This is a genomic window from Micromonospora sp. WMMD730, assembly GCF_049178955.1.
In the GTDB taxonomy this organism is placed as follows: Bacteria; Actinomycetota; Actinomycetes; order Mycobacteriales; family Micromonosporaceae; genus Micromonospora; species Micromonospora wenchangensis.
The window spans coordinates 7097592-7121112 of the sequence record NZ_JBMHML010000002.1 but is presented as its reverse complement, the minus strand read 5'-3'; the positions used below and the strand labels follow the sequence as shown (position 1 = coordinate 7121112).

At 72.1% G+C, this 23521-nt stretch carries 23 protein-coding genes and 2 pseudogenes; 20 read left to right on the top strand and 5 right to left on the bottom strand.

Translation table 11 applies throughout. From position 1 onward, the window contains the following. Window positions 1-132 precede the first annotated feature (132 nt). The 5 genes from dnaK (at window position 133) to ACN265_RS30535 (ending at window position 4989) form a co-directional block, all read left to right on the top strand. Window positions 133-2013, top strand: coding sequence for a molecular chaperone DnaK (gene dnaK, locus ACN265_RS30555; protein ID WP_357925029.1), 1881 nt, complete (start codon window positions 133-135; stop codon window positions 2011-2013). Window positions 2014-2049: 36 nt separating this feature from the next. Further along, window positions 2050-2793, top strand: coding sequence for a nucleotide exchange factor GrpE (gene grpE, locus ACN265_RS30550; protein WP_204928489.1), 744 nt, complete (start codon window positions 2050-2052; stop codon window positions 2791-2793). An 81-nt stretch (window positions 2794-2874) separates the two neighbouring features. After that, on the top strand, window positions 2875-4056 hold the full coding sequence (gene dnaJ, locus ACN265_RS30545) for a molecular chaperone DnaJ (protein ID WP_421410835.1): 1182 nt from the start codon (window positions 2875-2877) through the stop codon (window positions 4054-4056). 28 nt (window positions 4057-4084) lie between these two features. After that, window positions 4085-4528 carry a heat shock protein transcriptional repressor HspR gene (locus ACN265_RS30540; RefSeq protein ID WP_088641908.1) on the top strand — a complete coding sequence of 148 codons (444 nt, stop codon included), beginning with the start codon at window positions 4085-4087 and terminating at the stop codon, window positions 4526-4528. A 251-nt stretch (window positions 4529-4779) separates the two neighbouring features. After that, window positions 4780-4989, top strand: coding sequence for a hypothetical protein (locus tag ACN265_RS30535; RefSeq protein WP_421410833.1), 210 nt, complete (start codon window positions 4780-4782; stop codon window positions 4987-4989). 91 nt (window positions 4990-5080) lie between these two features. On the opposite strand, the gene ACN265_RS30530 is transcribed toward ACN265_RS30535, so the two are convergent. The 3 genes from ACN265_RS30530 to ACN265_RS30520 all read right to left on the bottom strand — a co-directional run bounded on the left by ACN265_RS30530 (window position 5081) and on the right by ACN265_RS30520 (window position 7400). Further along, window positions 5081-5512: a hypothetical protein gene (locus tag ACN265_RS30530; RefSeq protein ID WP_145917277.1), complete on the bottom strand. Its 432-nt coding sequence runs from the start codon at window positions 5510-5512 to the stop codon at window positions 5081-5083. A gap of 176 nt (window positions 5513-5688) precedes the next feature. After that, a complete protein-coding gene (locus ACN265_RS30525) occupies window positions 5689-6894 on the bottom strand; it encodes a cation:proton antiporter (RefSeq protein ID WP_420115548.1) in 1206 nt (401 codons plus the stop codon). Window positions 6895-6899: 5 nt separating this feature from the next. Beyond that, complete coding sequence (locus ACN265_RS30520) at window positions 6900-7400, bottom strand: cation:proton antiporter regulatory subunit (protein WP_088641912.1); 501 nt, start codon at window positions 7398-7400, stop codon at window positions 6900-6902. 267 nt (window positions 7401-7667) lie between these two features. Between ACN265_RS30520 and ACN265_RS30515 the strand changes: the two genes are divergently transcribed. The 15 genes and pseudogenes from ACN265_RS30515 to ACN265_RS30445 all read left to right on the top strand — a co-directional run bounded on the left by ACN265_RS30515 (window position 7668) and on the right by ACN265_RS30445 (window position 20712). Beyond that, window positions 7668-7919, top strand: a complete 252-nt coding sequence (locus tag ACN265_RS30515) for a hypothetical protein (protein ID WP_421410831.1) — start codon at window positions 7668-7670, stop codon at window positions 7917-7919. A gap of 87 nt (window positions 7920-8006) precedes the next feature. Beyond that, window positions 8007-10598, top strand: a complete 2592-nt coding sequence (gene clpB / locus ACN265_RS30510) for an ATP-dependent chaperone ClpB (RefSeq protein ID WP_421410830.1) — start codon at window positions 8007-8009, stop codon at window positions 10596-10598. Window positions 10599-10936: 338 nt separating this feature from the next. Then, a complete protein-coding gene (locus ACN265_RS30505; RefSeq protein WP_420116532.1) occupies window positions 10937-11341 on the top strand; it encodes a hypothetical protein in 405 nt (134 codons plus the stop codon). A 96-nt stretch (window positions 11342-11437) separates the two neighbouring features. Further along, complete coding sequence (locus tag ACN265_RS30500) at window positions 11438-12064, top strand: DUF4178 domain-containing protein (RefSeq protein WP_421410829.1); 627 nt, start codon at window positions 11438-11440, stop codon at window positions 12062-12064. Window positions 12065-12066: 2 nt separating this feature from the next. After that, complete coding sequence (locus ACN265_RS30495) at window positions 12067-12648, top strand: DUF2617 family protein (protein ID WP_421410827.1); 582 nt, start codon at window positions 12067-12069, stop codon at window positions 12646-12648. Next, window positions 12645-13070: a DUF4247 domain-containing protein gene (locus tag ACN265_RS30490; protein ID WP_204928478.1), complete on the top strand. Its 426-nt coding sequence runs from the start codon at window positions 12645-12647 to the stop codon at window positions 13068-13070. Before ACN265_RS30495 ends, ACN265_RS30490 begins: the two co-directional genes overlap by 4 nt. 40 nt (window positions 13071-13110) lie before the next feature. Further along, complete coding sequence (locus ACN265_RS30485; RefSeq protein WP_204928477.1) at window positions 13111-13533, top strand: DUF350 domain-containing protein; 423 nt, start codon at window positions 13111-13113, stop codon at window positions 13531-13533. Then, window positions 13533-14285: a hypothetical protein gene (locus ACN265_RS30480; protein WP_421410825.1), complete on the top strand. Its 753-nt coding sequence runs from the start codon at window positions 13533-13535 to the stop codon at window positions 14283-14285. Before ACN265_RS30485 ends, ACN265_RS30480 begins: the two co-directional genes overlap by 1 nt. Further along, entirely contained in the window at window positions 14282-15859 is a 1578-nt protein-coding gene (locus ACN265_RS30475) for a polyamine aminopropyltransferase (protein ID WP_421410824.1), read from the top strand. The genes ACN265_RS30480 and ACN265_RS30475 overlap by 4 nt, the downstream gene beginning before the upstream one ends. Before the next feature lie 35 nt (window positions 15860-15894). Beyond that, on the top strand, window positions 15895-16878 hold the full coding sequence (locus ACN265_RS30470) for a hypothetical protein (protein ID WP_421411695.1): 984 nt from the start codon (window positions 15895-15897) through the stop codon (window positions 16876-16878). Window positions 16879-17016: 138 nt separating this feature from the next. Continuing rightward, complete coding sequence (locus tag ACN265_RS30465; protein WP_421410823.1) at window positions 17017-17868, top strand: hypothetical protein; 852 nt, start codon at window positions 17017-17019, stop codon at window positions 17866-17868. 73 nt (window positions 17869-17941) lie between these two features. Continuing rightward, a pseudogene (locus ACN265_RS30460) lies at window positions 17942-18565 on the top strand (hypothetical protein); the annotation flags it as partial. 194 nt (window positions 18566-18759) lie between these two features. Continuing rightward, window positions 18760-19569: an SDR family NAD(P)-dependent oxidoreductase gene (locus tag ACN265_RS30455; protein ID WP_204928473.1), complete on the top strand. Its 810-nt coding sequence runs from the start codon at window positions 18760-18762 to the stop codon at window positions 19567-19569. A gap of 168 nt (window positions 19570-19737) precedes the next feature. Beyond that, entirely contained in the window at window positions 19738-20277 is a 540-nt protein-coding gene (gene pyrE / locus ACN265_RS30450) for an orotate phosphoribosyltransferase (protein ID WP_088641922.1), read from the top strand. 57 nt (window positions 20278-20334) lie between these two features. After that, window positions 20335-20712 carry an ArsR/SmtB family transcription factor gene (locus ACN265_RS30445; protein ID WP_007454255.1) on the top strand — a complete coding sequence of 126 codons (378 nt, stop codon included), beginning with the start codon at window positions 20335-20337 and terminating at the stop codon, window positions 20710-20712. Window positions 20713-21053: 341 nt separating this feature from the next. Here ACN265_RS30445 and ACN265_RS30440 read toward each other — a convergent pair. Then, window positions 21054-21827, bottom strand: a pseudogene (locus ACN265_RS30440) (DedA family protein); the annotation flags it as partial. A gap of 113 nt (window positions 21828-21940) precedes the next feature. Beyond that, entirely contained in the window at window positions 21941-23500 is a 1560-nt protein-coding gene (locus tag ACN265_RS30435; RefSeq protein ID WP_421410821.1) for an LPXTG cell wall anchor domain-containing protein, read from the bottom strand. Window positions 23501-23521: the final 21 nt, after the last annotated feature.

The following is a 23521-nucleotide window of genomic DNA, read 5'->3' as shown; positions in this document are numbered from 1 at the left end:
ACTCGACTTGCGCTTTGGCGATCGCGTGGCACTATTGAGTCAAGTTCACTCAACTTGTGGTGCGGTCGCTCCGGGCGGCCCGCCGGGTAGGCCACCTGACCTGCCCATCCGTTACGAAGCGAGGAAGCGAAGATGGCACGTGCGGTCGGTATCGACCTCGGCACGACGAACTCCTGCGTCAGCGTTCTCGAGGGCGGTGAGCCCACCGTCATCGCCAACGCTGAGGGCTCGCGGACGACCCCGTCGATCGTCGCGTTCGCCCGCAACGGCGAGGTGCTCGTCGGTGAGGTCGCCAAGCGCCAGGCGGTGACCAACCCGGACCGGACCATCCGCTCGGTCAAGCGGGAGATCGGCACCAACTGGACCGTCGACATCGACGGCAAGAAGTACACCCCGCAGGAGATCTCGGCGCGCACGCTGATGAAGCTCAAGCGGGACGCCGAGGCCTACCTGGGCGAGCAGATCACCGACGCGGTGATCACCGTGCCCGCCTACTTCAACGACGGCCAGCGCCAGGCCACCAAGGAGGCCGGCGAGATCGCCGGCTTCAACGTGCTGCGGATCGTCAACGAGCCGACCGCGGCGGCCCTGGCGTACGGGCTGGACAAGGGCTCCAAGGAGCAGACCGTCCTGGTCTTCGACCTCGGTGGCGGCACCTTCGACGTGTCCCTGCTGGAGCTGGCCGAGGGCGTCGTCGAGGTCAAGTCGACCAGCGGTGACAACCAGCTCGGCGGCGACGACTGGGACCAGCGCATCATCGACCACCTGGTGAAGACGTTCCGCGGCGAGCACGGCATCGACCTGGGCCAGGACAAGATGGCGCTGCAGCGGCTCCGCGAGGCGGCCGAGAAGGCCAAGATCGAGCTGTCGGCGGCCACCACCACCAACATCAACCTGCCGTACATCACCGCCGGGTCGGCCGGCCCGCTGCACCTGGACGTGACGCTCAGCCGCGCCGAGTTCCAGCGGATGACGCAGGACCTGCTGGACCGCTGCAAGGGCCCGTTCGAGCAGGCCGTGAAGGACGCCGGCATCAAGATCGCCGACGTCGACCACGTGATCCTGGTCGGCGGCTCCACCCGGATGCCGGCCGTGACCGACCTGGTCAACCAGCTCACCGGTCGCGACCCCAACAAGGGCGTCAACCCGGACGAGGTCGTCGCCGTCGGCGCGGCCCTGCAGGCCGGTGTGCTCAAGGGCGAGGTCAAGGACGTCCTGCTGCTCGACGTGACCCCGCTGAGCCTGGGCATCGAGACCAAGGGCGGCATCTTCACCAAGCTCATCGAGCGCAACACCACCATCCCGACCAAGCGCTCCGAGGTCTTCACCACGGCCGACGACAACCAGCCGTCGGTGCTGATCCAGGTGTTCCAGGGCGAGCGCGAGATCGCGGCGTACAACAAGAAGCTCGGCACCTTCGAGCTGACCGGCCTTCCGCCGGCGCCGCGCGGCGTGCCGCAGATCGAGGTCACCTTCGACATCGACGCCAACGGCATCGTCAACGTGCACGCCAAGGACCTGGGCACCGGCAAGGAACAGAAGATGACGATCACCGGCGGCTCGTCGCTGCCGAAGGACGACATCGAGCGGATGCGCCGGGACGCCGAGGAGCACGCCGACGACGACAAGCGTCGCCGGGAGGAGGCCGAGACCCGCAACGTGGCCGAGGCGCTCCAGTGGCAGACCGAGAAGTTCCTCGCCGAGAGCGGCGACAAGCTGCCCACGGAGAACCGGGAGCAGCTCAACGAGGCCCTCGGTGAGCTGCGGGGCGCGCTCGGCGGCCAGGACATCGAGAAGATCAAGGCGGCCCACGAGCGGCTCGCCCAGGTCTCCCAGCAGGCCGGTTCGCTGCTCTACTCGCAGCAGGCCGAGCAGGGGGAGCAGCCGGGCGCGGCCGGTGCGGGCGCGGGTGCCGGAGCCGGCGCGGGTGCCGCCGGGGCCGCCGGGGCCCCCAAGGCGGGCGGCCCGGACGACGTGGTCGACGCGGAGATCGTGGACGAGGACAAGAAGTGACGGTCCGCGCCACCGCACAGGGAACGAGGTAGTCGCATGACGGAGAAGCCACGAGCCGCCGACCCGGACACCTCCGGGTCGACGCCGGGTGGCTCCGCGCCCACCGACGACGGGCCGCGGGTCGTCATCCGGGACAACCGCAAGCTCGGCAAGACCGAGGAGACGCCCGCCGCCGCCGACGCCGGGGCCGACGTCCCGGCCGAGGGGCTGGTCGAGGAGTCCGAGGTGGTGGTCGACGAGATCGAGGCCGAGGCCACCGCCCTCGACGACCCGGCACCGACCGGTCCGCCGGTGGTGGACGCCCCCGCGCAGCCGGTCGACGGCAGCGCCACGGGCTCCCCGCTCGGCGCCGAGCTGGAGGCCCTCCGGGCCGAGCTGGACGAGCGGACCCGGGACCTGCAGCGGGTGTCGGCGGAGTACGCCAACTACCGCAAGCGGGTGGACCGGGACCGGGGCGTGGTCCAGGAGCAGGCGACCGGCTCGGTGCTCGCCGCGCTGCTGCCCATCCTGGACGACCTGGACCGGGCCCGGGAACACGGCGACCTGGTCGGGCCGTTCGGCACCGTGGCGGAGCAGCTCACCACGGCGCTGGGCAAGTTCGGCCTGACGCCCTTCGGCGAGCAGGGCGACCCGTTCGACCCGACCCGGCACGAGGCGGTCGCGCACCAGACCTCACCGGACGTCGACGAGCCCACCTGCGTGCAGGTGATGCGTCGGGGTTACCTGCTCGGCGAGCGGCTGCTGCGGCCGGCCATGGTCGCGGTCGCCGACCCGGAGTAGTGCACGGCCATCCGGTCGCCCCGCCCGCCTCCCGAGGCGGGCGGGGCGACCGGGCCACATCTCACGGAAGGGGGTGGACCGGTGAGTTCCAAGGACTGGATCGAGAAGGACTTCTACGCCACGTTGGGCGTGGAGAAGTCCGCCTCCTCGGACGAGATCAAGAAGTCGTACCGGAAACTGGCCCGGGAGTCGCACCCGGACCACAACCCCGGTGACCCGAAGGCCGAGGAGCGGTTCAAGGGCGTCTCCGAGGCGTACGCGGTGCTCGGCGACGACGCCAAACGCCGCGAGTACGACGAGATGCGCTCGCTGTTCGGCTCGGGCGCGTTCCGGCGGGGCGCCCGCGGCCCGGGTCAGCCCGGCGGGGTCCCGTTCGACGTCTCCGACCTGTTCGGCGGCGGCGGGGGCGGGGACAACCGGTTCGGTGGCGGCGGCTTCACCGACCTGTTCAGTTCGATCTTCTCCGGCGGTGGTGGCGCCGGCCCGACCCGGGCGCGTGGACCGGCCCGGGGCCGGGACGTGGAGGCCGAGGTCGCGCTCGACTTCGGCGACGCCGTCCGGGGCGTCACCCTGCCGTTGACGTTGCGCGCCCCCGGGGTCTGCGACACCTGCCACGGCAACGGCGCGAAGCCGGGTACCCAACCGACCGCCTGCCCGGTCTGTCACGGTGCCGGGGTGACCACCCGGGACCAGGGGTCGTTCAGCTTCTCCGAGCCGTGCCGCAACTGCCAGGGCGTCGGGACGGTCGTCGAGGAGAAGTGCCCCGAGTGCCAGGGCACCGGCGGGGTCACCAAGGCCCGCACGCTCAACGTCCGGTTCCCCGCCGGGGTGGCCGACGGCCAGCGGATCAGGCTGGCCGGGCGGGGCGAGCCGGGGCAGCGCGGTGGGCCGGCGGGTGACCTGTTCGTGCAGGTGAAGGTCCGCCCGGACGACCTGTTCGGGCGTACCGGTGACGATCTGACGCTGGCCGTGCCGATCACCTTCGCCGAGGCGGTGCTCGGCACCGACCTGCGGATACCCACGCTGGACGGCGCGGTGACCCTGCGCGTCCCGCCGGGCACCCCGTCCGGGCGGGTGCTGCGGGCCCGGGGCAAGGGTGTCGTACGACGGGACGGGCGGGCCGGCGACCTGCTGGTCACGCTGGATGTGGTGGTGCCGGCGACGGTGTCGGACGAGGCGCGGGCGGCGCTGGAGTCGTTCGCCGGGGCGACGCCGCCGGCCGCCCGGGAACATCTCGACGCGCGGGTGCGTCGGGTCGGTTGACCGGTGGACGGGTGCGGAGGTGAGTGGGATGTCGGACGGGTTCGTCGGTTCGGGTGACCCTGCCTACGAGGCCAAGGTGCTGATGATCTCGGTTGCGGCACGGATGGCGGGCATGCACCCGCAGACGCTGCGCCAGTACGACCGGCTCGGCCTGGTGCAGGCCGGTCGGGCGGCCGGTGGCGGGCGACGCTACAGCGTGCGGGACGTCGTCCTGCTGCGCGAGGTGCAGCGGCTCAGCCAGGACGAGGGCGTCAACCTGGCCGGGGTGAAGCGGATCATCGGGCTGGAACGCCTGGTGGAGCAGGCCCAGCAGCGGGTGGCCCGGCTGGAGGCGGAGCTGGACGCCGCGTACCGGCGGATCGCCGAGCTGGAGACGCTGGCCAGCGGCTTCTCCCGGGGCGACCTGGTGCCGACCAGCCGCACCTCGACGGCGCTGGTGGTCTGGCGTCCCCGCCGCACCGGCCCCACCTGATCGACACTTCCGGTCGGGTGCTCCGGTGCCCTCGCCGCACCCGACCGGCATGATCAACACTTCTGGGCGCGAATAGCGGCATCCCCTCGACGGGATGCCGCTATTCGGCGTATCTGGAGTGAATCTCCCCGAGGCGGGACGCTGACCGGCGGGGTTCAGGCATTCCTCCGCCGGGAGTGGGGCTGTCCCGTTAACCTGTGAATCAGGCGCAAGCGGACCAATCCGGACTTCGGCAGCGGGGGGGGGGAACCGTGGCGGAATCGGCGAAGAAGGTGGCCCGGCAGGCGGAGGAGCGGCTCGACCAGGTGGCCGAGAACGTCCGGAAGAAGTTCGACCGGGTCACCCGGGGCACGTTCTCCGACACCGTGAAGGACGGCAGGTTCGCCGACCGGAACGCCCGCAGGGCGAACCGGGGGCAGGCCGAGCCGAAACGCGGCGACCAGGGCGGATCGCAACGCTGACGATCCGCCGACGTGCGGGCCGGGACCCACGGGGGGTCCCGGCCCGTTCGCCGTCCGGGCGTGGTGGGGCGGCTCCGGCCCGACCGCGACGTCAGCCGAGGCGGCGGTTGTCCCGGACCAGGCCGCCCTCGCACCAGTCGTGGTAGGTGAAGAGTTCCTGCCGGGCCAGCAGCATCCGGCTGTTGTGCGCCCAGTTGCGCACCAACTCGTCGCCGTCGCGCTCGGCCTGCTCCACCAGCTTGCGGAACCGACGCCGGGGGTGGGCGCGGAACTTCGTCCGGATGCCGTCGGCGGCGTAGATGTAGAGGCAGTGCAGGGCGAAACGGCGGGCCGGGCAGGCCGGGTCCCGGGCCAGCTCGAAGAGGGTGAGCACCAGGTGGTCACCCGCCACCAGCAGGTCCCAGTCCTGGGGCAGCGAGGTCAACGGCACCGAGTCGGGTTGGTACGCCCAGGCCCGCAACTCCGCCGGTGACGGGTCGACGGGGTTGGCGAAGCCGCGGAACGTCGGACCGTGCGCGCTCACCCGGCAACCTTCCCGCTCACGCCCGCGGGATGCCTCCGTCCGCCCGCGAGACCCTGGCCTGCTGGGGCGCAACGCTAGCCGCCGTCACCCGGCCGGCGGAAGACCTGCCGGGAAGCAATTCGGCAACGGATGCCCTGGCCAGGCCGACCCGTGCGGTCGACCTGGCCAGGCGAAACTCAGTCCGTGGCCGGTACCGGCCGGGCCTGGCGGGCGGCGATCCTCCGCCGCACCCGCTGCTTGAACCAGTGCATGTCGGGCAGCCGGGCGAGCATCGGACCGGTGATCACGGTGATCAGCACGTACGCCGTGGCGAGCGCGGCCAGCTTGGGTTCGACGGTGCCGGCGGCGACCGCGAGACCGGCGATGACGATGGAGAACTCACCGCGGGGCATCAGGGCGAAACCGGCCCGCCACCGGCCTGGCTCGGCGATCCCGGCCCGGCGGGCCGCCAGGTAGCCGGTGACCAGCTTCGTCCCCATGGTGACCACGGCCAGCGCGATCGCGGGCAGCAGCACCGGCGGCATGTCCCGGGGGTCGGTGACCAGGCCGAAGAAGACGAAGAAGACGGCGGCGAAGAGGTCCCGCAGCGGGGAGAGCAGTTCGGTGGCGTGGTGCGCCACCGGCCCGGACAGGGCGATGCCGACCAGGAACGCCCCGACGGCGGCGGAGACCTGGAGCCGGGCGGCGATCCCGGCGACCAGCAGGGTCAGGCCGAGCACCCCGAGCAGCAGCGCCTCCGGGTCCTTCGCCGACAGGGCGGCGGAGATCAGGTGGCCGAAGCGGATGGCGACGACCAGCACGACCACCACGGTGAGCACCGCGATGCCCAGCGCTATGCCGCCCTTGACCAGGCCAACGCCGGCCAGCAGCGCGGTCACCAGCGGCAGGTAGAGCGCCATCGCCAGGTCCTCGATGACCAGCACGGACAGGATGACCGGGGTTTCCCGGTTACCGACCCGGCCGAGGTCGCCGAGCACCTTGGCGATCACCCCGGAGGACGAGATCCAGGTGATGCCGCCGAGCACCACGGCCGCCACCCAGCCCCAACCGAGCAGCAGCGCGAAGCCGAACCCGGGCAGGGCGTTGAGGACCGCGTCGATCAGGCCGGCCGGCGCCGCCGAGCGCAGGTTGCCGACCAACTCGTTGGCGCTGTATTCCAGGCCGAGCATGACCAGCAGCAGGATGACGCCGATCTCGGCGCCGACGGCGAAGAACTCCTCGCTGGCGGCCAGCGGCAGCAGACCGCCGTGGCCGAACGCGAGGCCGGCGAGCAGGTAGAGCGGGATGGGGGAGACGCCGAACCGGCGGCTGAGTCGACCGAGCAGCCCGAGCAGCAGGAGGAGAGCGCCAACCTCGACCAGTAGGGTTGTGGTTTCGTGCATCCGCCTCAGCCGTCCGGGTCACTGTCGGCGAGGATGGCGGTCACCCCGTCGAGACCCTGCCGGGTACCGACCACGACCACCACGTCACCGGCCGCGAAGCGGAAGGTGGGATCGGGCGAGACGTTGACCTCGCCCTGCCGGAGCACCGCCACGATCGAGGCGCTGGTGCGGGTGCGTGCCTTGGTGTCACCGAGCCGCTTGTTGACGTACTTCGACCCGGCCGGGATGGCGATCTGCTCGGTGAGCAGCCCGGCCGCCTGCTCGCGCAGGCCGGAGAGCTGACCCAGCATCAGCGACGCGCCGAGGATGTCGGCGAGCGCCTCGGCCTCGTCGTCGGTCAGCGGGATGTCGTGCTGACAGGAGTCGGGATCGTCCGGGTCGTAGAGGACCAGGTCGCGGCGGCCATTGCGGTGGGAGACCACACCGAGCCGGCGGCCGGACTCCGTCATCAGGTCATGACGGACGCCGATTCCCGGTAGGGCGGTCTGTTCGACTCGTACTCGCACGGACGAGAGGTTATACCCTGCCCTCCACCTCGGCCCGACGGATGTCTGCCCTGCTCGCGAGCGTGCCATCCCCGCCACCGCCCGTATCCACCCACCCCCCGACGGGTCACACCCCTCACCGCGCCGCCCGGTCACCGCGCCTGCACCCACCGCACCGCACCGCTCCGCCCGGAACAACCGACCGCCCAGGAGGAACCGCGATGACAGATCCACTCGTCGGGGGCGATATTGCGGGGTCCGACCCCGTTCGACACCGCCATCGGGCCGATGTTGCTCATGCCGCTGCGGGCCAAGGTGCTCGCCCGGACGGCGGCCCGCTCGCTGGCCTTCCTCGCCCACGTGGACCCCGGCGAGACCACCGTGTCCATCGAGGATGATCAGGGGGTACGTCACCGGGTCTTCTGCGACGTCCGACTGGAGACCGGCCGCCGGTGTGTGCTGCGGGCCGGTCACGAGACGCCCTGCACGTCCCGCCTGTCCCGCTGGCCACCGAACGCCGCCCGTCCCCGGAGATTGTGACCCACGCCACGTTGGCAGAGTTGAGCGGAATAGGCTCAACTCTGATGGTGTCTCTTACTAGTGGACACGCCGATCCCGGGGGAGCCCATGAACACGGAACGACTCACCACCAAGAGCCGCGAAACCATCACCGGTGCGGTCGCGCTGGCCAACCAGCGTGGTCACGCCACCGTGGAACCCTGGCACCTGCTGCTGGCCCTGCTCGACACCGACGGCTCCACCGCCGCCGGCCTGCTGCGCGCCGTGGGTGCCGACCCCGCCGGGCTGCGCCGGGTCGCGCAGCGCTCGGTCGACGCGCTGCCCGCCGCCCGTGGGTCCAGCATCGCCGAGCCCACCCTCGCCCGCGAGTTCGTCAACGCCATCGGCGCCGCCGAGCAGATCGCCCGTCCGCTCGGCGACGAGTACACCTCCACCGAGCACCTGCTCGCCGGCCTGGCCCGGGTGGGTGGCGCGGTGTCCAACGCGCTGAAGACCGCCGGGGCCACCGAGGAGAACCTGGTCGCCGCGTTTCCGACGGTGCGCGGCGGGGACCGGCGGGTCACCACCGCCGACCCGGAGCAGACCTACCAGGCGCTGGCCAAGTACGGCGTCGACCTCACCGCCAGCGCCCGGGACGGCAAGATCGACCCGGTGATCGGGCGGGATTCCGAGATCCGTCGGGTGATCCAGGTGCTCTCCCGGCGTACCAAGAACAACCCGGTGCTGATCGGCGAGCCCGGCGTCGGCAAGACCGCGATCGTCGAGGGCCTGGCCCAGCGGATCGTGGCCGGGGACGTGCCCGAGTCGCTGCGGGACAAGAAGTTGGTCTCGCTCGACCTCGGCGCGATGGTCGCCGGTGCGCAGTACCGGGGCCAGTTCGAGGAGCGGCTCAAGTCCGTCCTGGAGGAGATCAAGAACTCGAACGGGCAGGTCATCACCTTCCTCGACGAGCTGCACACGGTGGTCGGCGCGGGCAAGGGCGAGGGCTCGATGGACGCCGGCAACATGCTCAAGCCGATGCTCGCCCGGGGTGAGCTGCGGATGGTCGGCGCGACCACCCTCGACGAGTACCGCGAGCACATCGAGAAGGACCCGGCGCTGGAGCGCCGGTTCCAGCCGGTGCTGGTCGGCGAGCCGACCATCGAGGACACCATCGGCATCCTGCGTGGCCTCAAGGAGCGCTACGAGGTGCACCACGGCGTCCGGATCACCGACGCCGCCCTGGTCGCCGCCGCGTCGCTGTCCGACCGGTACATCACCGACCGGTTCCTGCCGGACAAGGCGATCGACCTGGTCGACGAGTCCGCGTCCCGGCTCCGCATGGAGATCGACTCCCGGCCGGTCGAGGTGGACGAGATCGAACGGGCGGTCCGCCGGCTGGAGATCGAGGAGATGGCGCTGGCCAAGGAGCCCGACGCCGCCTCCGCCGAGCGGCTGGAGCGGCTGCGCAAGGAGCTGGCCGACAAGCGTGAGCAGCTCACCGCGCTGTCCGAGCGCTGGCAGACCGAGAAGAGCCACATCACCAAGCTCTCCACCGCCAAGGAGGAGCTGGAACGCCTCGGCGGCGAGGCCGAGCGGGCCGAACGCGACGGCGAGCTGGAACGCGCCGCCGAGCTGCGTTACGGCCGGATCCCGGCGCTCAAGGCGGACCTGGCGACGGCCGAGGAGGAACTGGCCCGGCTCCAGGCCGACGGCGCGATGCTCAAGGAGGAGGTCGGCGCGGACGACATCGCCGCCGTCGTCGCCTCCTGGACGGGCATCCCGGCCGGTCGGCTGCTGGAGGGCGAGACCGCCAAGCTGCTGCGGATGGAGGAGTCGCTGGGCAGCCGCGTCGTCGGCCAGGCCGAGGCCGTCGGTGCCGTCTCCGACGCGGTACGCCGGGCGCGGGCCGGCGTCGCCGACCCGGACCGCCCCACCGGCAGCTTCCTGTTCCTCGGCCCCACCGGCGTCGGCAAGACCGAGCTTGCCAAGGCGCTCGCCGAGTTCCTCTTCGACGACGAGCGGGCCATGGTCCGCATCGACATGAGCGAGTACGGCGAGAAGCACTCCGTCGCCCGTCTGGTCGGTGCCCCGCCCGGATACGTCGGCTACGAGGAGGGCGGGCAGCTCACCGAGGCGGTGCGCCGCCGGCCGTACTCGGTGATCCTGCTGGACGAGGTGGAGAAGGCCCACCCGGACGTCTTCGACATCCTGCTCCAGGTGCTCGACGACGGCCGGCTCACCGACGGCCAGGGTCGTACGGTCGACTTCCGCAACGCGATCCTGATCCTCACGTCCAACCTGGGATCGTCGGTGATCAGCGACCTGACGCTCGCCGACGAGCAGCGCCGCGAGGGGGTGCTGGCGGTGGTCCGCTCGCACTTCAAGCCGGAGTTCCTCAACCGGCTCGACGACATCGTGGTCTTCGCCGCGCTGCGCGGGGACGACCTGCGCTCGATCGTCGACATCCAACTCGACCGGCTGCGCCGGCGGCTCGCCGACCGCCGGTTGGCGCTGGACGTCAGCGAACCCGCAGGGACCTGGCTCGCCGAGCACGGGTACGACCCGATCTACGGTGCCCGGCCGCTGCGTCGCCTGGTCCAGTCGGCCATCGGCGACCAGCTCGCCAAGGCCCTGCTGGGTGGCGTGGTCAGGGACGGCGACACCGTGCGGGTCGACCTGTCCGACGACAAGAGCGGCCTCACCGTCACCGCCTCCTGACCCCCCGTACCCACCGGCCCGGCCCCGCCACCCCGGCGGGGCCGGCCCCTCCACCGCTGCCCCCTCCCCCTCCCCCTCCTCGCCCCGGCCCTCGCCCCGCCCCTCCCGTCCCGGTGATCAAGAGATTCGCGTCACGAGAGCGCCTTCTCCTGACGCCAACCTCTTGATCGCCCCGCGCCGGCCCTCCCGCCCTCGGCGATCAAGAGGTTTGCGTCACCGGGAGCGCTCTCCGGTGACGCAAACCTCTTGATCACCGCGGTTGGGCGGGGCTGAGTGCGGGGCGCGGTGGGGTGGGCGGGGGTGGGTGGGGTGGTGCGGGGCGGGGAAAGGAAAGGGGCATGTTCGGGATGCGGAAGAAGAGTGGCGATCCGGAGCTGGACGCCGCCGTGCGGGAACTCGCCGGGGCGGACACCGTCGCCTTCGGTGGGGTGGGGTTCGCCGGCACGCTGCTGCCGGTGACCGAGGCGTACCGGCGGGTCGAGGAGGCGTTCGCGCAGCGCCCCCGGCAGGCCCGCGAGCAGGTCGACTGGCTGCTGCGGCACGGTTCGCCAGCCGGGCGGGCGTACGCGGCGACGCTGCTGGAGCAGGTCGACCCGGCGGCGGCCCGGGCGGCCTGGACGGCGCTGGGCGACGACGACGCCGAGTTCACCACGTTCGCCGGCTGCACGATGGGCACCACCACGCTGCGTGGGTACGCGGCCGACCGGCTGTCCGGCCCACCTCCCGACAGGCACGCTGAGTAGCTGATCTCTCACTCAGAATTCGCTGAGTTTCCCCAGGTGCGCGGGGTGCGCGGGGTTGTTACCGTCTCCGCCGATGCACTTGGGGAGGTGGTCGGGGTGAACGGTTCAGTCGCGTACGTCGTGGCGGCGTTGGGGTGTCTGATCGGGGTCGCCGGGATCGTGGTGGCGGCGGTGGCTTTCAGCCGGAGCCGCAAACCGGCCCGCCCGACACCGGCGAAGGACCCGTTCCGCGACACCGACTCCGACGCGCTGCGCGGTGACCCCCGCAAGCTCAAGCCAGGCGACATCGTCGAGATCCGTGGCGTGTCCTACGCGGTCCGGGGCTCGGTGCACCTGGTCGAGGGCGGCTGGAGCTGGGCCGAGCACCTGCTGGACACCGTCGAGGGCGACAAGCGCTGGCTCTCCGTCGAGGAGGACCCGGACCTGGAGCTGGTGCTCTGGACGGCCGAGCCGACCGCGACGCTCACCCCGGGCGCACCGACCCTCGACTTCGCCGGCCGCCGCTACTCCTGGGAGGAGTCCGGCCAGGCCCGCTACTCGGCCACCGGCAGCACCGGTCTCGACCCGTACGGCACCGTCCGCTACCAGGACTACCGGGGCCAGGGCGGCGACCGGCTCTCCTTCGAGGCGTACGGGGAGGCCGGCTGGGAGGTGGGTCGGGGTGAGCGGCTGCACCGCGCCGACGTGATGGTGTACCCGCAGTCCGGCCCGGTGGGGTCCTGATCGTGCTGGTCAGCCTGGACACCCCGTACGTCGACACGTGCGCGGCCGACCTGAGCCTGGCGCTCGGTGGCCCGGAACGCCCCGCCCTGCACGTCCGTGACCTGACCCTGCCCGGTGACGTCCGGCTGCGGCTGCGCCTGCTCGGTGCCTCCCACCAGGTCGTCCTCGCCGTCCCGGCGGCAGGTGCCGACGCGACCGCCCCCGATCGGCCCGGTGGGCTGGTCGAGACGGTCGCCTGCCTGCCCGGTCGGCCCCCGCACCTGCCTGGCGACCTGCACGACGAGGCGGGCGGTTACCGGTTCGCCGCCACCGTGCTGCGCCCCGCCGAGGGGGAGCTGCACACCCGGATCGCCGCGCTCCGCGCCGACCTGGCCGACGACCCGTACGCCCTGGTCGGGGTCTTTCCCGGGGACCCGGACGCGGTGACCGCGCTGGCCGTACGCCCCGATGCGCCGGCCGGGACGGTGGCCTGGCGCACCTGGCACGCGTACCCCCAGACCAACGAACTGGTCCTGACCGAGACGGCGGTGACGCTCCCGCACGATCGGCGAGCCCCGCAGTCGCGAACGGAGGTAACACCGTGACGTACCGACGCTGGTTCGTGGTGGGGGTGGCCTTCGCGGTCGTCGGTGCGCTGGTCGCCGCCTTCGCGATCTTCTACGGCAACTTCTCGCCCCGGGGCTACATCGAGGACCGCTACACCCGGGCGGCGAGCCGGGACATCGGGCGGGACGCCATCGCGTACACCTCGAACCGCACCCCGAGCCAGGTGGCCAAGGACGTCACCGACGCCTGGAAGCCGGCCGACCAGTACGTCGACGGCAGCGGCGTCTACCTGCGCTACGACGACGACTCGCTGGTGATCCTGCCGATCGCCGCCGGCTCGCTGATCCTGCTGGAGCGGATGCGCACCGCCTACCCGCGTTACCACTCGACGGTGGGCAGCCACTGGGGCTGGGGTCGGGGCAGCACCGTGCGCGGCGGCGGTCCCGGCTCCGGCAAGTGACGCGTACCGACCCCGACCGAACGAACCCCTGGAGCACGCTGTGCAGAACCTGGTCACCGACCTGCTGGTCACCCTCGCCTACGGGGTGGTCGGTGTCGTCCTGATGGCCGTCGGCTACGTGCTGGTCGACGTGGCCACCCCGGGGAAGCTCCACGAGCTGATCTGGACCGAACGCAACCGTAACGCCGCGCTGCTGCTGACCTCGAACCTGGCCGGCGTCGGCATCATCGTGGTCGCCGCGATCGCCGCCAGTGAGGACGACTTCCTGCTCGGCCTGGTCGGTGCCGCCGCGTACGGGATCGTCGGGCTGGTCATCATGGCCCTGGCGTTCGTACTGCTCGACGCGTTGACCCCGGGCAAGCTGGGCACGCTGCTGGTGGACCAGCAGCCGCACCCGGCGGTCTGGGTGTCGGCGATGGTGCACCTCGCCACCGGCGCGATCATCGCCGCCGCCATCAGCTGATGACCACGGCGAAGCAGCCGGCGAAGGCGAAGCAGAACTCGGGCGCCTGGGTCGTCTGGCTCTTCATCGGCGTGATGGCGCTGGTCTGCGTGGGCAGCAGCATCCTCAACCGGGACTCCGGGGGCACCACCGTGCCCGGTCCGGCGGCCGACGAGCGTGCCGACACCGTGCCGCTGCTCGTGCAGGCGGCCGACAGCCAGGGCATCTGCTACGGCTGGCGGCTGGAGAGGTCGTCCGGCGCGGAGGTCAGCGTCGGCTCCAACCTCGGCGACGGGGTGCCGGTGACCGGGGACGCCCGCTGCCCGCGCTGGGTGGAGGTCCGGGCCCGGATCATGTACACGTCGTCCAGCAGCGAGAGCAACGACTGGGCGACGGTCACCGTCTCCGGCTCCGACGACCTCGACCGAGCCGACCTGTGGGCTGTCGACAACGGGCTGGGCCGGTTCGGGCTGGACACCGACACGTTCATCGACGATCCGGGCTGGGCGATCTGCCGGGCCGCGGTGACCCTGCCGCTGCTGGTCGCCGAGGCCGGTGTCGCCCCGCCCGCCGCCACCCCGACCGCCGACCCGGCCGTGCCGGCCGGCGCGCTGCCGGACGCCGGGAACGACTTCCTGCGAGACCGCTGGGGTTGGCTGCTCGCCACCGCCGGCCTGCTGCTGGTCGCCGCGCTGCTGATCACCGTCGGGTTCGTCCAGCGCGGCCGGCAGCGGGCGGCGACGCCGGCCGGGCGTTTCCGGGGGGCGCGGTGACCACGGTCGACGACACCCCGGCGGTCCGGCCGCGCTGGCGGCTGGCCCGCGCGTCGGTGCTGCTCGCGGTCTTCGTCTGCGCCGCCTGCGGCCTGGTGTACGAGCTGGCCCTGGTCGCGCTCGGCAGCTACCTGATCGGCGACACGGTCGGGCAGGCGTCGATCGTGCTCGGCGTGATGGTCTTCGCGATGGGGATCGGGGCGCTGGTCGCCAAGCCGTTGCAGCCCCGGGCCGCCGCCGCGTTCGCGGTGATCGAGCTGACCCTGGCCCTGCTCGGCGGCCTGTCGGTGCTCGGCCTCTACGCCGCGTTCGCCTGGCTCGACCTGTACGGCCCGGCGCTGGTCGGCACCGCGTTCGTGCTGGGTCTGCTGATCGGCGCGGAGATCCCGCTGCTGATGGTGATGCTGCAACGCATCCGGGAGCAGGCCGCCGGCAGCGCGGTCGCCGACCTGTTCGCCGCCGACTACGTCGGCGCGCTGCTCGGCGGGCTCGCCTTCCCGTTCCTGCTGATCCCGGTCTTCGGCCAGCTCAAGGGTGCCCTGGTGGTCGGCGCGGTGAACGCGGTGGCCGGCCTGGCCCTGGTCTGCACGGTGTTCCGCGCCGAGCTGAGCCGCCGGGCCCGGCTCGTGCTGGGCGCCGGCTCCGTCGTGGTCGCCCTCTGCCTGGGGTACGCCTGGGTCACCGCCGCCGACTTCGAGGTGACCAGCCGCCAGCAGCTCTACCGCGACCCGGTGGTGCACGCCGAACGCTCCCGTTACCAGGAGATTGTGCTGACCCGGTCGGTACGCGAGGTCGGCCACTCCGACACCGACCTGCGGCTGTTCCTCAACGGCGACCTCCAGTTCAGCTCGATCGACGAGTACCGCTACCACGAGGCGCTGGTGCACCCGGCGATGCGCGGCCCGCGCGGCGAGGTGCTGGTCCTCGGTGCCGGCGACGGTCTCGCCGTACGCGAGATCCTGCGGTATCCGGACGTGCGCCGGGTGACCGTGGTCGACCTCGACCCGGCGGTGGTGGCGCTGGCCCGTTCCGAACCGCAGTTACGCGCGCTCAACGGCGGCTCCCTCGACGACCCCCGGGTCCGGGTGCTCAACACCGACGCGTTCGGCTGGCTGCGTACCGCCGGTGAGCGCTTCGACGTGGTCGTCGCCGACCTGCCCGACCCGGACGAGACGGCCACCGCCAAGCTCTACACCGTCGAGTTCTACGCGTTGATCCGTTCGGTGCTCGCCGAGGGCGCCCGGCTGGTGGTGCAGTCCGGGTCGCCGTACTTCGCGCCCCGGTCGTACTGGTCGATCGAGGCGTCGATCCGTGCGGCCGGCTTCGCCACCGTGCCGTACCACGTCGACGTGCCGTCGTTCGGTGACTGGGGGTTCGTGCTCGCCGCCCCGGGCGGCACCCCGCCGCTGCTGGAACTGCCGGTGGACGCGCCCCGGCTGCGTTTTCTCGACCCGGCGGTGCTGCGGGCGGCGGCGGCCTTCCCCGCCGACCGGGGCCGGCTCGACGTGCCCGCCTCCACCCTGTTGAGGCCCAGGGTGCTCGACTACGCCCGCAGCGAGTGGCGCGGCTACTAGCCTCGGAGGCGATGTCACCGTCGCTGCGCCGCCGGCTGCCACCGCGCGCGGTGGACGCTGCGGCGTACCTGCAGGCGTTCGTGCTGTCCGGGGTGGCGACGGTGCTGGTCACCCGGGCGTTCCTGCACGCCACCGGCTACCCGCAGCTCGGCGGCGGCGGCCTGCACGTCGCGCACGTGCTCTGGGGCGGCCTGCTGATGACCGTCGGGCTGGGCGTCGCGCTGGTCTTCCTCGGCGGGCCCGCCCGGATGACCGGGGCGGTGCTCGCCGGGATCGGCTTCGGGCTGTTCATCGACGAGGTCGGCAAGTTCGTCACCGCCGGCACCGACTACTTCTACCGGCCGGCCGCCGGGATCATCTACGCCGTCTTCGCCCTGCTGGTGGTGATCACCCAGGCGTTGCGCGAACGGCTGCGCCCGACCCCCGGCGAACGGGTGGCCAACGCGTTGGACGTGATCGTCGGCGGTGTCGGCCGGGGGCTCACCGACCGACAGCGAACGGCCACCCTGCGGCTGGTCCGGGGTGCCGGCCCGGAGGTCGAGTCGGGGGTGTCCGCGCTGCTGGACGTGGTGCCGCACCGGGAACCACCGCCGCGGCGGTTCTGGCAGCCCTGGGTGGACCGGCTGCGTGACGCGCTGGTCCGGCTGACCGCCCAGCGTTGGGTGGTCCTGCTGGTGGTGGCCTACCTGGTCGTCGAGCCGGTGGCGACGGTGGTGGCGGTCGCCACCGAGGGCGTCACCGGCGAGCTGGACCAGCTCGGCGAGTGGGGCGCGGTGCTCGGGGTGTCCGCCTCGGCCGTGGTCGCCGGGGTGCTGAGCATCCGCGCCGCGTTCCTGCTCCGCAACGACCGGCGGGCCGCGTTCCGGCTGTTCAAGCTGGCGCTCCTGGTCGACCTGCTGTTCGGGCAGATCTTCAACTTCACAGTCAACCAGTTCGACGCGGTGACCGGGCTCGCGGTGGACCTGCTCCTGCTCGCCGTGGTGACCGCCGAACACCGCCGACTGGTCCGCCAGTCGTGACCTCAACGGCCCCGGCCGGTCCCGGTCCGTGCCCGACAGCCGTGATTCGGCGGCTCCACCAGCGGGTACGGCTCCGTCGTACCCGGTGCGACGGGACTGCGGACGTTACCGTGGTGCGGTGATCTAGGAAGGAGAATCATGGTCGATTCCCACAGCACGCCCGCCCGGACCCGTCCGGGTCTGGTGACGCTCTCCAGCTACCTGCTGATGTTCTTCGCGGCGCTCCAACTGATCGGGCTGATCCTGACCCTGGCGATCAGCGGGAAGCTGCGCCAGGCGTTCGAGGACGCCTTCGAGGGGACCGCGAGCGAGGTCGAGGGCCTCGGCACCGCCGTCGTGGTCTTCGCCGTCGGCGCGTCCGCCGTCCTGCTGCTGATCGCGCTCGCCCTCGTCGTCCTGGCGATCTTCAACAACCGGGGCAAGAACGGCAGCCGGATCGCCACCTGGGTGGTCGGCGGCATCATGGTCTGCTGCGTCGGCGGTGGGCTGGTCAACGGTGCCGCGGGTTTCAGCGGCTCCACCGGCTCCACCTCCGGCAACGCGCCGAGCGCCGAGGAACTGGAACGCAGCATGAACGCCGTGCTGCCCTCCTGGTACAACCCGGTCAGCACCCTGCTCGGCGTGGTCAGCCTGCTCGCCCTGCTGGCGGCGCTGATCCTGCTCGCCCTGCCGCAGTCCAACGAGTTCTTCCGCAAGCCCAAGGCGGGCTGGGAGCCGCCGGTCCCGGGTGCCACCTACCCGGCCACGCCCGGCTACCCGCCCACCCCCGGTTACCCGTCCACCCCCGGCTACCCGGCGACGCCGGACTACCCGCAGCCCGGTGCGCCCGGCCAGCCCGGTGCCCCCGGCCCGTCGTCGGCCACTCCCGGCGTGCCGGACCAGCCGCAGTCGTCCGACGGCCCGTCCTGGTCGCCGCCGTCGGGCGGGGAGCCCGACCGGCCCACCGGAGGCAGCGGCCCGGACGACCCGCAGCGCCCCGCCGGCAGTTGACGGGCGCGTAACAGCGACACCGACGATTCCCTCCGAGTAGGTTGCACACCGACGCCTACCGGAGGGAATCGTCGTGTCGTACCCGGATCAGGTGCCGGACCGTCGCCCGCCGGTGGTCACCGTGGCGGCGGCGCTGCTCGGGCTGATGGCGCTCGCCGCCGGGGTCTACGCCGTCACCAGCCTGCTCGCCCTGGGTGGCACGATCGACCGGTTCCGGGGCGCCGCCGCCGGTACCGACGCCGACCCGGGCGACGTCGACGGGCTGGTCCGGCTGCTGCGGCTCGGCACGGTCGGTGCGGCGGTGTTGACGGTGCTGGTGGCGCTGCTGCTGGTCGGCCTCGCCGGGGGGTTGCTCGCCCGCCGTCGGGCGGCCCGGGTCGGCGTCTGGGCGGTCTGCGGGCTGGGTCTGCTCGCCGGAGGGTGCGCCCTGGCCGTGCTGGTCGGCCAGCGGGTCAGGCCGCTGCGGCCGGGCAGCGGCGACCAGGGGGTGGCCGCCCTCTTCACCACCCTCGACGACGCCTATCCCTCGTGGTGGGTGCCGGTGAACGCGGGCGTCTCGGTGGCCCAGGCCCTCGGCTACCTCGTGGTGGCCGTGCTGCTGGCCCTGCGGCCGGCGAACAGCTGGTTCACCGGCAGGCGGCCGGTGCGACCCGGATACGGGCCCGCCCCGTTCACCGCCGCGCCCTACCCGTCCCCCGGGCCCGCGCTGCCGTCGGTGCCAAGCTGGTCCGGGTCCGGGTCCGGGTCCGGAGCCGCCCAGGGTGCCGTACCGGCCGCGTCGCGACCCGATCCCGATCCCGGTGCCGGGCCGGCGGCGTCCGGGCCCGATCCCGGTGCCGGACCGACCGCGTCCGGGCCTGACGTGGTCCGCCGTCCCGCCGAGGAGCAACCGTGACCGTCGACCGAACCGTGCCCGGCCGGTGCGCACTGATCACGGGTGCCACCGCAGGGATCGGCGCGGCGTTCGCCGGGCAGCTCGCCGCCGAGGGCTGGGACCTGGTCCTGGTGGCCCGGGACACCACCCGGCTCGACGCCACCGCCGCCGAGCTGACCGGCCGGTACGGCAACCGGGTGGAGGTCATCTCCGCCGATCTGTCCACCGACGACGGATGCGCCCGGGTGGAACGGCGACTGGCCACCGGCGACCCGGTGGACCTGCTGGTCAACAATGCCGGATTGAGCCTGAACCAACCGTTTCTGCGGTCCACCGTCGCCGACGAGACGCGGCTGCTCCGGTTGAACGTGCACGCGGTATTGCGACTGACCCACGCTGCGCTCGGGCCCATGACGAGGCGCGGTAATGGGACAGTGATAAATGTCTCTTCGGTCGCCGGCTTCGGCCCGGTGATGCCCGGCTCCACCTATCCGGCCAGCAAGGCATGGGTCACCAGCTTCAGCGAATCGATCGGGCAGTCGGCCCGCGCGGCGGGGGTGCACGTGATGGCGCTCTGCCCCGGCTACACCCGCACCGGCTACCACGAACGCACCGGCATCGACATGTCCGGCATGCCGCGGTGGATCTGGCTCAAGGCCGACGACGTGGTCGCCGAAGCCCTGCGTGACCTGCGAAAAGGCAAAACCTTGAGCGTTCCCGACTGGAAGTACAAGCTGGCCGTGGCGAGCCTGCGGCACGTGCCGCGCCGGCTGCTGCGCGGTGCCTTCCGGGACCGGCGCGGGCAGGTCGACCCGGCCGGGCAGTGAGCGGCAGGCGGTGCCGGTCGACGCGCCGGTGCCTCCGGCGTGGCTGCGCAACTCTGCCGGTGCGATCGCGCAGCGTAGCCGTCCATCGCCAGTCATCGAGGGCCCGCATGGTCGGTCCGGGTGGGCCGCACACACGACCCACAGACTTGAGCAGTACCCTCTATCGCCATGGGGGACCACGACGACCTGCGTAAATTCATCACTGACCTGGCTGTGGTCCATGGCCGGGTCGTGCTCTCCTCGGGGCGGGAGGCGGAGTGGTACGTCGATCTGCGTCGCGTGACTCTCCATCACCGGGCCGCTCCCCTGGTCGGTCGGGTGATGCGTGAGCTGACCGCCGACTGGAATTACGACGCGGTCGGTGGGTTGACCCTGGGTGCCGATCCGATCGGCATCTCGATGTTGCACGCCGCCGCAGAGACCGATCGACCCCTGGACGCCTTCGTCGTCCGCAAGGCCGGCAAGGCGCATGGTCTCCAACGGCGGATCGAGGGTCCTGAGGTGGCCGGCCGGCGGGTACTGGCGGTGGAGGACACCTCGACGACGGGCGGCAGCGTGTTGACGGCCGTCGAAGCTCTACGCGAGGCCGGGGCGGAGGTCGTGGGCGTGGCGGTGATCGTCGACCGTGGCGCCAGCGACGTCGTACGTGCCGCCGGACTGCCGTATCGGGCGGCCTATACGTTGGCTGACCTCGGCCTTGTGGCGTAAAAATTTGCCGATTCGGATCTGCTGATATGCAGGCGGATCGATGCTGCTGGTGGAAGGATGGAATACGTGGGAACTGCGTTGGCTGAAATGACCATGCCTCAGATCTCGCCGCTTGCCGGCGAGCCGATCGAACGCGCCGACGCCGAGCGGCTGGCGGGGGTCCTCAAGGCCCTCGCCGACCCCGCCCGGCTGCGGCTGCTCAGCCTGATCCAGTCGGCGCCCGAGGGCGAAGCGTGCGTGTGTGACCTCACCGCGCCGCTCGGCCTCTCGCAGCCGACGGTCAGCCACCACCTCCGCATCCTCACCGAGGCCGGCTTGCTGGAGCGGGAGAAGCGTGGTGTGTGGGCCTACTACCGGCTGGTGCCGTCGGCGATCGCCACGATCGCCGACCTCCTCACGCCGCCGCGCAAGCGGGCCACCAAGAAGGCCCGCTGACTGAACCCGTTCGTCCCGTCCAGGGGCGACGTCCGATGGCGGACCAGGGGTGGCGCCATCGGGTGGTGACGTCTGTCCGTCACCGGTCAGTTCGCTGATCCACCACCGTGCCCGCGGTGGCGTACGCGTACGCAACGGCCGGTCCTCTCCCCGAGGGCCGGCCGTTGGTCGTCCGCCGGTCAGTGGCCCTGCCCGTGGTCCGGGTACCGCCCGCCGTCGCGTGGCGGGCGCTGCCCGTACGTCTGCGGGGGGAACCGCTGGTCGGAGCCGGGCTGCTGGCCGTACGGCTGCGCGTCTCCTGCCGGCTGCCCGGGGTGCGGCTGTGAGGGCTGGTCGTGGTGGTGGTGCTCGACGGCGTCCCGGACGGCCTCGACCGCCCCGACCGCGCTCGCTGCGGCGATCACGGCCACGGCCTCACCGCGCCGACGCGCCCTGCGGTCGCGCAGGAACTCGAAGAAGATCGGCAGTACCGAGATCAGGATGATCAGCGCGACCACCGGCAGGATGTACCTGTCGATCTTGTCGCCGATGGCGCTGTAGATCTGGTCGGCGAGCAGGTAGCCGATCAGCAGGATGCCGTCCACCCAGAGGATCGCGCCGACGACGTTCCACAGGAGGAACTGCTTCGCCGGCATGCCGAGCGCACCCGCCACCGGGTTGAGGAACGTCCGCACGATCGGAATGAACCGGGCCAGCACCACGGCCTTGGCCGGGCCGAACTTCTGGAAGTAGAACTCCGCCTTCTCCACGTACTCCTTCTTGAAGAGCCGGGAGTTGGGGCGCTCGAACATCCGCCGGCCGTAGCGGGCACCGAGCCAGTGCCCGAGCTGGGCGCCGACGATGGCGCAGAGCGGCCCACCGATCAGCAGCCCGGCCAGCGAGAGCCGGGTGCCGCTGCCGAAGATCGCGTCGGCCACCGGCGACGCGGCGACCCCGGCCAGGAACAGCAGCGAGTCGCCGGGGAAGAAGAACCCCACCAGCAGGCCGGTCTCGGCGAAGAGGATCACCCACACGCCGACCAGCCCGAAGGTCTGGAGCAGATCCTTGGGGTCGAGCGGGTTCAGCGCGACCGTCTCCGCGACCACCCGCGTCTTCTCACCTGTGTCCACGGCCACACACCATACCGAGCCCACGAACCCACGGTTGCGGCACGCGTCCCTCCGACCGGCGACCCACCCCACCGGGCCCGCCCGGCCGGGCCATGAAGCGCCCGCCCGGGCGGGTCCGGTCAGGCCACGAAGCGCGACCGGCGACGCCGCGCCACCAGGTAGCTGCCGACCCCCGCCAGCAGCAGCGACCCGCCGACACCGGCGACCAGGACGGTCGGGGAACCGGTGATCGGCAGCGTGCCGTCGTCCGCGCCCTGCCCACCCGAGCCGGCGTTCACCAGGATCTTCGCGGTGTCGTTGCGCGGGTCGAGGTCCGTCGTGGTGGTCGGGCCGTAGAGCAGCTCGGTGCGGCCGGTCAGGGTGCCCGCCCGGTCGATCCGGAACGAGAACGGCAGGGCCACCTTCCCGCCCTTGCGGATGACGTCGTACTGGTAGCAGAGGTAGGCGCGGGCACCCGGCCGGCCGCCCTCCTCGTCCTGGATGTCGGCGTCGAGGCAGTTCCTGGGGACCTTGACGGCGGTGACACCCTTCGGCACGGTCATCTTGACGATCGTGTAGAAGTCGCGACCGCCGTTGGACGACGAGGCCGGCCCCCGGTTGGTGTAACCGATCGTGACCGGCACGGTCTCGCCCACCCGGGCGGTGATCCGCACCTCGTCGGCGGCCAGGTCGGCCCGCTGGTTGCCGGTGACGGTCAACTCGACGGCGGTGTCGTTGTCGGTCGGCCGGACGTCGGTCTGCGCTGCCCGGGACGCGCCGACGGGCAGTCGGGTACCGACCTGCTCCAGCCGCAGCACCTCACCCGTGCCCTGCTGGTCGAGGGTGTACCTGGGCTGCTGGTCCGCCCAGTCCTGCGGGGTGAACCAGGTGGCGGTGCCGGTCTGGGTGTTCGGTGCCGAGACGTCGCCGGGCACGGTGACACCGAAACCGCCGCCGACCCGGAACACCCGGCCCGGCGCGATCTCGTCGTCGAAGGTGCACACGAACAGGTTCGGCGTGAAGTTGGTCAGGCCGCCCTTGCTGCCGTAACGGCAGTTCCGGTAGCGCTGCGACGGGGTGAGACCGTACATCGCCGACACGAGCAGCACCGCGCCCCGGGCGGTCTCCCGCCCCTGGTTGCCGACCGAAAGCCCCACCGGCACCGTGGCACCCGGACCACCTGTCACTTTCACCGCCGGACCCGCCACGAGGTCGACCGCCTCGCCGACGAGGACGGTCGAAGCGGCGGTGCTCGTACCCGATCCGGTGGTGGTCGCGGTGAACCGGATCCGGCCCTCCCGACCCACCTGGGCGCCCGCACGTGGGTGAATCGACAACGACACCAGGTCCGGTGCGTCCTCCTGGTAGGCCTTACAGGTCAGGACGGTGCCGGCGCGGGTGCAGAACGGTTCGAGGGGACCGCGCACCTCCGCGAAGGCGTCGATCGCGCTGACGTCGACGGTGATGACGTAACTGTCCTGGAGTTTATCGCCCACCAACCGCAGGACCACCGTCTTGCCGGGCCCACCCGGGGCCAGGGTGACGTCGTTGGCAGACGTGGTGAACCCCGCCGCCGCGGCCACGTCGGGGGAGGCGTCGGGGCTCGCGGGGGCAGCCGGGGCGGGAGCGGCGGAGGCGACGACACACGCGCCCACCACGGCAAGTCCGGCCAGCCAACGACGCGTCTCGTGCTTGCGCATCAGCGGATCCTGTCCTGAGGA

Bases quoted from the DNA above. Each gene is read 5' to 3' on its own strand.
- dnaK (WP_357925029.1), top strand. From the start codon at position 133: ATGGCACGTGCGGTCGGTATCGACCTCGGCACGACGAACTCCTGCGTC.
- grpE (WP_204928489.1), top strand. From the start codon at position 2,050: ATGACGGAGAAGCCACGAGCCGCCGACCCGGACACCTCCGGGTCGACG.
- ACN265_RS30540 (WP_088641908.1), top strand. From the start codon at position 4,085: ATGTCGGACGGGTTCGTCGGTTCGGGTGACCCTGCCTACGAGGCCAAG.
- ACN265_RS30525 (WP_420115548.1), bottom strand. From the start codon at position 6,894: ATGCACGAAACCACAACCCTACTGGTCGAGGTTGGCGCTCTCCTCCTG.
- ACN265_RS30515 (WP_421410831.1), top strand. From the start codon at position 7,668: ATGTTGCTCATGCCGCTGCGGGCCAAGGTGCTCGCCCGGACGGCGGCC.
- clpB (WP_421410830.1), top strand. From the start codon at position 8,007: ATGAACACGGAACGACTCACCACCAAGAGCCGCGAAACCATCACCGGT.
- ACN265_RS30505 (WP_420116532.1), top strand. From the start codon at position 10,937: ATGTTCGGGATGCGGAAGAAGAGTGGCGATCCGGAGCTGGACGCCGCC.
- ACN265_RS30480 (WP_421410825.1), top strand. From the start codon at position 13,533: ATGACCACGGCGAAGCAGCCGGCGAAGGCGAAGCAGAACTCGGGCGCC.
- ACN265_RS30465 (WP_421410823.1), top strand. From the start codon at position 17,017: ATGGTCGATTCCCACAGCACGCCCGCCCGGACCCGTCCGGGTCTGGTG.
- pyrE (WP_088641922.1), top strand. From the start codon at position 19,738: ATGGGGGACCACGACGACCTGCGTAAATTCATCACTGACCTGGCTGTG.
- ACN265_RS30445 (WP_007454255.1), top strand. From the start codon at position 20,335: ATGGAATACGTGGGAACTGCGTTGGCTGAAATGACCATGCCTCAGATC.
- ACN265_RS30435 (WP_421410821.1), bottom strand. From the start codon at position 23,500: ATGCGCAAGCACGAGACGCGTCGTTGGCTGGCCGGACTTGCCGTGGTG.